This is a genomic window from Cellulomonas sp. B6 (assembly GCF_001462455.1).
In the GTDB taxonomy this organism is placed as follows: domain Bacteria; phylum Actinomycetota; class Actinomycetes; order Actinomycetales; family Cellulomonadaceae; genus Cellulomonas.
Genome location: NZ_LNTD01000144.1, coordinates 1 through 8,101, shown reverse-complemented (window position 1 = coordinate 8,101; position 8,101 = coordinate 1). Strand labels below are relative to the sequence as shown.

The 8,101-nt window shown below is 78.6% G+C and carries 4 protein-coding genes and 1 pseudogene; 3 read left to right on the top strand and 2 right to left on the bottom strand.

All coding sequences use genetic code 11. From position 1 onward, the window contains the following. From ATM99_RS13410 to ATM99_RS13400, 3 genes are all read left to right on the top strand, one after another. Window positions 1-1,471: fibronectin type III domain-containing protein (locus ATM99_RS13410; protein WP_223305071.1), on the top strand; the 1,471-nt coding region annotated here is incomplete at its 5' end. After that, on the top strand, window positions 1,468-2,436 hold the full coding sequence (locus ATM99_RS13405) for a MoxR family ATPase (protein WP_062103383.1): 969 nt from the start codon (window positions 1,468-1,470) through the stop codon (window positions 2,434-2,436). The genes ATM99_RS13410 and ATM99_RS13405, both read left to right, overlap by 4 nt. Before the next feature lie 10 nt (window positions 2,437-2,446). Next, the gene (locus ATM99_RS13400) at window positions 2,447-5,833 is read left to right on the top strand and encodes a DUF58 domain-containing protein (RefSeq protein WP_062103382.1); all 3,387 of its coding nucleotides are present in this window, start codon (window positions 2,447-2,449) and stop codon (window positions 5,831-5,833) included. Here the strand turns inward: ATM99_RS13400 and ATM99_RS13395 are convergent. Both ATM99_RS13395 and ATM99_RS19385 read right to left on the bottom strand, forming a co-directional pair. Further along, on the bottom strand, window positions 5,802-7,427 hold the full coding sequence (locus ATM99_RS13395; protein ID WP_150118287.1) for a methyl-accepting chemotaxis protein: 1,626 nt from the start codon (window positions 7,425-7,427) through the stop codon (window positions 5,802-5,804). The genes ATM99_RS13400 and ATM99_RS13395 overlap by 32 nt on opposite strands. Window positions 7,428-7,549: 122 nt before the next feature. Then, window positions 7,550-8,101, bottom strand: a pseudogene (locus ATM99_RS19385) (hypothetical protein); the annotation flags it as partial.

Below are 8,101 nucleotides of genomic sequence, written 5' to 3'. Positions count from 1 at the left end.
CACGACGGGCCCGATCGAAGCGCCGCCGGGCAGCCCGTCGGGCGTGGTCGCGACGCTCGGCACGCCCGACGCCGCCGGCCTCACCGACGTCACCGTGACCTGGCGCGCGGGCACGCCCGCGGCGGACGACCACGTGGTCCGGACCTCGGCCGCGGGCGTCGCCCCCGTCGAGGTCGGCGGGGGCGCGACGACCGCCGTCGTGCGCGGCGTCGTGTGCGGCACGCGCGTGACGTTCTCGGTCGAGGCCGTGGCGGGCGGCGAGCGCTCCGGTGCGGCGACCAGCGCGGCGGTCACGACCCCGGCGTGCCCGCCCCGGGCGCCGGCCGCGCCGACCGGTGTGACGGCGGTCGCCGGTGGCGACGGCGCGGTCACGGTGTCCTGGACCCCGTCGCGGACGCCGGTCGACGCGTACCTCGTCGGCCCCGAGGGCGGCTCGACGACCACGACCGCCGGGGACGCGACCTCGATCGTGCTGCGCGACCTGCCGCCGGGCACCGGCGTGCGGTTCGTCGTGCAGGCGCAGCGCGAGGGTCTGACCACGCCGTCGGCGGCGTCCAACGCCGTGACGGTGGCGGGCCCGCCCGGGGGCGTCGGCGGGCTGACCGCGACGCTCGCGGGGCGCGCGGGCGACGTCCTCACGGTCGACGTGTCCTGGGCGGCCGCCGCCGACAACGGGTCACCCCTGGCCGGCTACACGGTCGCGTGGTCCGGCGGTGGCACGGGCGGCTCGACCACGACCGCCGCGACCGGCGCGACGCTGAGCGTGCCGTGCGCGGGCCAGCCCCTGTGCACCGCCGGCGGGACCCTCACGGTGAGCGTCACGCCCGCCAACGGGGTCGGTGCCGGGCCGGCCGCGAGCGCGGGCGTGAGCGTCGCGGCGCCGCCTCCGCCGCCGCCCGCGGACGGTGACGCGGTCGTCGCGTTCGTCCAGTACGGCACCCCCGGCCTGGGCGACCGTGAGGTCCCGATGTCCGCGCAGCTCTCGCCCCCCGCGTCGTGGGCGGCGCACCAGGGCGGCTGCACGCTCGTGGTCAACGGGGCCGCCGCGGGCAGCGTGTCGTGCTCCGGGGGTGCGGTGCACCTCGGCAGCTTCTCCGGGGGCTCCGTGACCGTCGCCGTCCGCGCCGAGAACGTCGAGGGCCGGACCGTCACGTCCGCCTCCGTGACCGAGCAGGTGCCGCCGCGCAACACGTGGGCGTACTGCGACCCGGTCTCGCGGATCTGCACCGACCCCGTCAGCGTGACGCCCGGCGACCCCGACGTGGTCGTCGTGCCCCTGCCGTGGGTCCCGCGACTGCCCGTGGGGCCCGAGCGGCCGCCGCTCGCCGCGGCCGGCGTCGGGCTGCTGCTCGCCGCCGGGGCGCTCCGCACCGCGCGGCTGCGCGCCCGTCGCGAGCCGACGGGCACGGACGGAGCCGCACCGACCGCACCGATCGCCCCGCACGACCCGACCGAGGAGAGCCCCGCATGACCGACGCCGTCACCACCGTCGCCGAGTTCCGGGTGCTGCACGGGCGCGTCGTCGACGCGGTCGAGCACGCCGTGCACGGCAAGCGGCCCGTCGTCGAGCTCGTGGTCGCCGCGCTGTTCTCGGGCGGGCACGTGCTGCTCGAGGACGTGCCCGGCACCGGCAAGACGACCCTCGCGCGCGCGGTCGCCGCGGCGCTCGGCGGCACGTCGCGCCGCATCCAGTTCACGCCCGACCTGCTGCCGGCCGACGTGACGGGCACGAGCGTGCTCGACCCCGCCACCGGCGAGGTGCGGTTCCGCCCCGGGCCGGTGTTCTCGCACGTGCTGCTGGCCGACGAGATCAACCGTGCCGCCGCCAAGACGCAGTCGGCCATGCTCGAGGTCATGGCCGAGCGCACCGTCACGGCCGACGGCACGACGCACACCGTGCCGGACCCGTTCCTCGTGGTCGCTACGCAGAACCCGGTCGACCTCGACGGCACGTACCGGCTGCCCGAGGCGCAGCTCGACCGGTTCCTGCTGCGCGTGAGCCTGGGCTACCCGGATCTCGAGCACGAGCTCGCGGTGCTGCGACCCGGGTCGAGCGCGGGCGACGTCGGCGCGGTGCCGGTCGTCACGAGCCCCGACGAGGTCGCGCGGTTCGTCCGCGAGCTGCGCGCCGTGCACGTCGCCGACCCGCTGCTGCGGTACGTGCGCGCGCTCGGCGAGGCGACGCGCGAGGACGCGCGCACCCGCCTGGGCGCGAGCACGCGCGCGCTGCGCGCGCTCGTCGGCGCGGGTCAGGTGCAGGCGGCGGCGCAGGGCCGGCACTACGTCGTGCCGAGCGACGTCCAGCGCGTCGCGCACGCCGTGCTCGAGCACCGCCTGGTGCTCACGCGCGAGGCGCAGCTCGAGGGCACGACCGCCGCCGACGTGGTCGCCGCGGCGGTCGAGGCCGTCGACGTGCCGCGGCCCGCGGCCGTCTGAGGCGCTGCCGGTGACCCGCGGCCTGCGCCCGACGGTGCGCGGCACGACGCTCACCGTGCTCGGGGTCGCGACGCTCGCGCTCGGCCTGCTCGCGCGCTACCCGGGGCTGGTCGCGCTGGGCGTCGCGGCGCTCGGGCTGGTGGTCGCCGCGCTCGTGGGCCTCGTGCTGCCCGCGCCGCTCGACGTGACGCAGCGCCTCGAGCCCGCCCGCACGCCCCGGCTCGGGCCGGCCGCGGCGCGCGTCGCGCTGCGCAACGCCTCGCCGTGGCTGCCGCTCGTGGTCGCCGGCACCGAGAGCGTCGCGGGTCGTGAGCTGCCGCTCGCCCCGATGCACCTCGCCCCCCGCGCGACCGGTGAGGTCGAGGTGCCCGTGCCGACCGACCGCCGCGGCCTGGTCGCGGTCGGACCGTTCGTGCTCGAGCGCCGCGGGCTGGCCGACCTCGTGCGCTCGCGCGAGCGGCGCGGCGGGTCCTCGACGCTGCAGGTCGTGCCGCGGCTGCTCGCGGCGGCCGCGCCGCCGGCGGGCCGCCGGCGCGGCCACGTCGGCGCGCAGGAGCGGGTCGAGCACGGCGGCACGGACCTGGTGGGCCTGCGCGAGTACGTGCCGGGCGACGACCTGCGCCGACTGCACTGGGCGAGCACCGCGCGCGTCGGCACGCCGATGGTCCGCGAGGACGCCGACCCCGCGCAGCCGCACCTCACGGTGCTGCTCGACGACCGTGCGGACGCGTACGGCGAGGTGGGGGACGGGTTCGAGGAGGCCGTGGACGCCGCCGCGTCGCTCGTGCAGGCGTGCGCGGCCGACGGCGTCCCCGCGCGCTGCGTGACGCTCACGGGTCGGCTCGACGTCGAGGTGCCCGCCGGGGTGCCGGGCACGGACGAGCCGCTGCGGGCGGCGGCCCACGCGGTCGACCGTCTGACGTTCGTCGCCCCGGCGGCCACCACGGGGCTCGACGCGGCGGTCGGCGTCCCGCCCGGTGGTGGCGCGGTCGTCGACGTGCTGGTCGTGGTGACCGGCGCGCGGGCGCCCCTGCCCGCGCTGCTGCTCGCCGGGCGCGGCGCCGCGACGCTCGTCCTGCTCGTGGTCGACCCGGCCCCGGCGCGCGTGCCCGCCGCGCCGGGTGTCGCGGTCACCGCCTGGGCGTGCGCGCTGCTGCTGCTGGCGTGCGTGCCGGCCGCGTCCGCGTTCACCTCGCCCGTCGTCCTCGCACCGCTCGCGGGTGCCGTGCTCGTGCCCGTCGCGCTCGTCGCGCTCGCGCGCCGCCTGCGTGTGCCCGCGTGGGCGACCGGCACGGCCGTGGTCGCGCTCGTGCTCGTCGTCGCGGCCTCGGTGGCGCGCGTGGGTGCGGTGGGCCCCGGCCCCGACGCCGCCGACGGGGCCGACGGGTCGGCGTGGCGCTCGACCGGTGCCGCCGCCGCGCTCGGGCCCGTGGCCGACGCCGTCGCGCGGCTCCTGACCGCTCCCCGCCCGGCCGCCCCCGTGCTCGCGCTGCCCGTCGTCGTCCTCACGGCGCTCGTGGCCCTCGGCGTCGCGCTCGCGCTGGGTCGGCGCGCGCCCGCGCGGACCGCGCCGCTCGTGGGTGCGAGCGTGCTGTACGGGGCGGCGCTGCTGCTCACGGCCGGCGCGGCCGACCGTGGCGTGGTCGCGGTCGCGCTGGTCGCGGTCGCCGCGGCGGGCTGGGTGCTGCTGGGCGGTGACGCCGTCGGGCGCGAGCGGGAGGCGCCGCGTCTCGGGCACGCCGCGCGCGGCCCGCGCACACGGTGGCGCGCGGGCGGGGTCGCCGGCCTCGTCGTCGTGGGGCTCGTCGCGGTCGCGGGCGTCGCGAGCGCGGGTGCCGTCGCCGGTCGGCCGTTCGAGCCGCGCGAGCACGTCACGCCGCCGCGCGTGCCGGCCGCGGCGGTGCACCCGCTCGCCGAGCTGTCCCGCTGGCAGACCGACGCGGGTGCGACCGTGCTGCGCGTGGCCGGCACGCACCCCGGCCACCTCACGTGGGTGACGCTCCCCGACTTCGACGGCACCGGCTGGTCGGCCGACCTCGACCTGCGCGAGGTCGGGACGGTGGTCGAGCCGTCCCTCGCGCCGGGGAGAGGGCGGGCCCCCGTCGACGTGGAGGTCGAGCTCGTCGCGCTCGCCGGCCCGTCGGGGTCCCCGGGCACCTGGTTGCCGTCGGTCGGCGACGTGGTCGCCACCACCGCGCCGCGTGCGCTCGTCGACGTCGACACCGGCGTCCTCGCGGTGCCGCCCACCCCCGACGGGCGGCTGCCCGCGGGCCTCACGTACCGCGTGCGCGGCGAGGCCGACGCGCCCGACGCCGCGCACGCCGCCGCGGCGGGCGTGCCCGGCGGGGCCGAGGTCGACCGCTACCTGCGGCTCGACCGCGTCCCGGCCGACCTGCGCGCCTACGCCCAGGACGTCGTGGCCGGCGCGCACTCGCGGCTCGACCAGGCCACCGTGCTGGCCGACACCGTGCGCGCCGACCGTGAGCTCGCGGTCGACGCCGTCAGCGGGTCGTCCTACGCGCGCCTGCGCGAGTTCCTGTTCGCCGACCGCGCGGACGGCGGCCAGGTCGGCACGAGCGAGCAGTTCGCCGGCGCCTTCGCGGTGCTCGCGCGCGCGGTCGGGCTGCCGTCGCGCGTCGTGCTGGGCTTCACGGTGCCGGGTGGAGCGGCGCAGGACGACCCCGCGCCGCGCGACGTCCGGGGGGCCGACGTGCGCGCGTGGGCCGAGGTCTACCTCGCGGGCCCGGGGTGGGTGCGGTTCGACCCGTCGCCCGACGCCGCGACCGCCTCGGGGGTCGTGCAGGACGCGCGCCCGCAGGACGCGGGCACCCCGGTCGAGGACGACGTGCCCGTCGACGAGCCGCAGGACGCGCCGCCGCCGGACGTGGACGGCGACGGCGCGGACCGCGACGAGGCCACGACGGGCGTCGCCGCGGGCGTGGTCGCCCTCGCGCTCGCGGCCGCGCTCGTCGGCGCGGCCCTGCTGGCGGTCGCGGTCCTGGCCGTCCTCGGTGCCCTGCGGCGTCGGCGGCTGCGCGCCGCGGGCGTCGTCGGGGCGTGGCAGCACGCGACCGAGGCGCTCGCGCGGCGCGACGGACCGCCGCGGGCCGCGGCCACCGCGCTCGACCTCGCCGAGCGCATCACCGAGCTGACGGGCGTCGAGACGTCGGCGGTGGCCCGCGACGCCGAGGCGGTCGCGTTCGGCGCCGCCGAGGTCGGCGACGACGGCGCCGCGTGGCGGTGCGCGCGGGAGGCCGATCGCCGCCTGCGGCGCGGTGCTGGCCCCGGCCGCCGGCTCGCGTGGTGGTTCGCGCCGACGCCGCGCGGACGTCGGCCGGTGCCGCCCGGCACCGACCGACGCGCCGTCAGCAGCGGAACCGGGCGACCTGCGCGCTGAGCGCCTGCGCGAGCGCGGCGAGGCCGTCGATGCGCTCACGCGCCTGGGCGATGCCGCTCGCGACCTCCTCGGTCGCACCGGCGACGTCGGAGATGTGCGCCGCGATCTGCTCGGAGCCCGCCGCGGCCTCCGTGATGTTGCGGCCCGACTCGTTCGTGGTCGCGGTCTGCTCCTCGACCGCCGACGCGATCGTCATCTGGTAGTCGTTGATCGAGCCCACGATCTGGGCGATCTCGCGGATCGCGTCGGCGGCGCCGCGCGAGTCGGACTGGATGGCCTCGATGCGCCGTGAGATCTCGTCGGTCGCGCGCGACGTCTGCTGGGCGAGCTCCTTGACCTCGCCGGCGACGACCGAGAACCCGCGACCGGCCTCGCCCGCGCGCGCCGCCTCGATCGTGGCGTTGAGCGCCAGCAGGTTCGTCTGGTCGGCGATCGCGGTGATGAGCCGCACGACGTTGCCGATCTCCTCGCTGGACTCGGCGAGGCTCACGACGGTGGTGTCGGTGCGGTCCGCCGCCTCGACCGCGGTCGCGGCGACCTGCGCGGCCTGCGTGGCGTTGCGGGAGATCTCGCGGATCGACGTCTCCATCTCGTGCGACCCCGACGCGACCGTGAGCACGTTGGTGGACACGCCCGTGGCCGCGGCCGTGACCTCCTCGGCGCGGCGCGACGCGCGCTCCGAGGCGTCCGCGACCGCGTTCGAGACGTGCTCGAGCTCCTCGCTGGCGCGCGCGAGCGACGTCGTGGTCGCCGAGATGTCGCGGACGAGCGCGGCGACCCGTTCGGCCGCCTCGTTGAGCGCCCGGGCCATCTGCCCGGTCTCGTCGTGCGAGTCCGCCGGGACGCGGACCGTGAGGTCGCCCTCGGCGAGCTGGCGCAGCGCGCCGCGCACCGCGTGCAGGCGGCGGATGATCCCGCCGGAGACGAACCAGGCGAGCGCACCTCCGGTCGCCAGGGCGACGAGCGCCGTGGTGATCGTCAACCAGCGGCTGCGCGTCTCGGTCGCCTGGACCTGCGCGTCGAGGTCGTCGACCTGCGTCTGGACCGCGGAGCGGAGGTCGTCGAGCGCACCGGCGACCACGAAGTAGGCGTCCCACCGCTCGCCCTGCCAGATCGTGTCGCCGTCGTCGAGCCGGCCGTCGCGCCACGCCGCGAAGATCTTCTGGTCGGCGTCGACGTAGCCCTGCCACGCGGAGTTGATGGCCGCGACGGCGTCCTGGCCCTCGGGCGTGAGCGTCGCGGGGTCGAGGTCGACGACGTTGTCCTGGAACTCCGTGATGCCCTGGGAGTAGCCGGTCATGTTGTCGCCACCCGTGGCGGCCGCGACGTCCCCGCCGGCGACGCGCGACGACCACGCCATGATCGCGAGGTAGTCGGCGGCCCACAGCATCCCGTAGCGGCCGGCCTCGACCCGGGCCTGCACGGCGACGGCCTCGTCGGCCCGGTCGCGCAGGGCCGCGACGCGCGCGGCGCCCTGCAGCGACGTCGTGGCCACCACGACGAGGCCCAGCATGAGCACGGCGGCGATCGTGAACACGCGCGTGCGGACGCTGCGGTCCGCGAAGCGCAGGCGGTGAGGGCGGGTCGTGCTCATGCGGTGCCTCCGGGTGCGCGGGACGTCGTGCGACGTCGTGCGCAGCACCTATCGGCGCGGGCGGCGCGGTCTGAGGAGAGTCGCGGGGTGAATGCGCGCGGTCGGGACCTGGGTCCCTGGCGTCAGGGCGCCGGTCGGTCGACGCACGCCTCGTCGGAGATGCCACGGCGCTGGGTGTCCTCGGTGAGGATCGCGATGAGGCGCAGGCACACGCGCGGCGCCTGCGGGTCGACGCCCTCGACCGTGTGGGTGGTCGCCCCGGCGGGCAGGGACACCAGCGCGCGCGGCGGGTCGCTCAGCGGGTCGACGACGACGAACGTCGCGCCGCCGCCGGTCGGGTCGCCCCACGTCAGCTCGACGCTCGTGCCGCGGTCCACGGCGACGACGTCGGTGGGGGCGACGCCGGGGTCCGAGACCTCGGGCTGCACCGGCCCCGTCGGCTCGGGCAGCGGGTCGTCGCTGACGGGGACCTCGGCGGCCGTCGGGGTGGCGTCCGGCGTCGGCACCGCGGCGTCCGAGGGTCGCTGCGAGGCCGCCCACGTCGTGACGCCGACGCCGACGGCGCTGCCGAGCAGGATCGCGCCGCCCACGAACGCCGCGACGCGCACCCACCCGCGCCGGGTGCCGGCGGGCTCCGCCGCGTCGGCCGCGCGCGTCGGCGGGGCGGGGGGAGC

Coding starts and splice junctions, on each gene's coding strand:
- ATM99_RS13395 (WP_150118287.1), bottom strand. CDS start 7,427: ATGAGCACGACCCGCCCTCACCGCCTGCGCTTCGCGGACCGCAGCGTC.
- ATM99_RS13405 (WP_062103383.1), top strand. CDS start 1,468: ATGACCGACGCCGTCACCACCGTCGCCGAGTTCCGGGTGCTGCACGGG.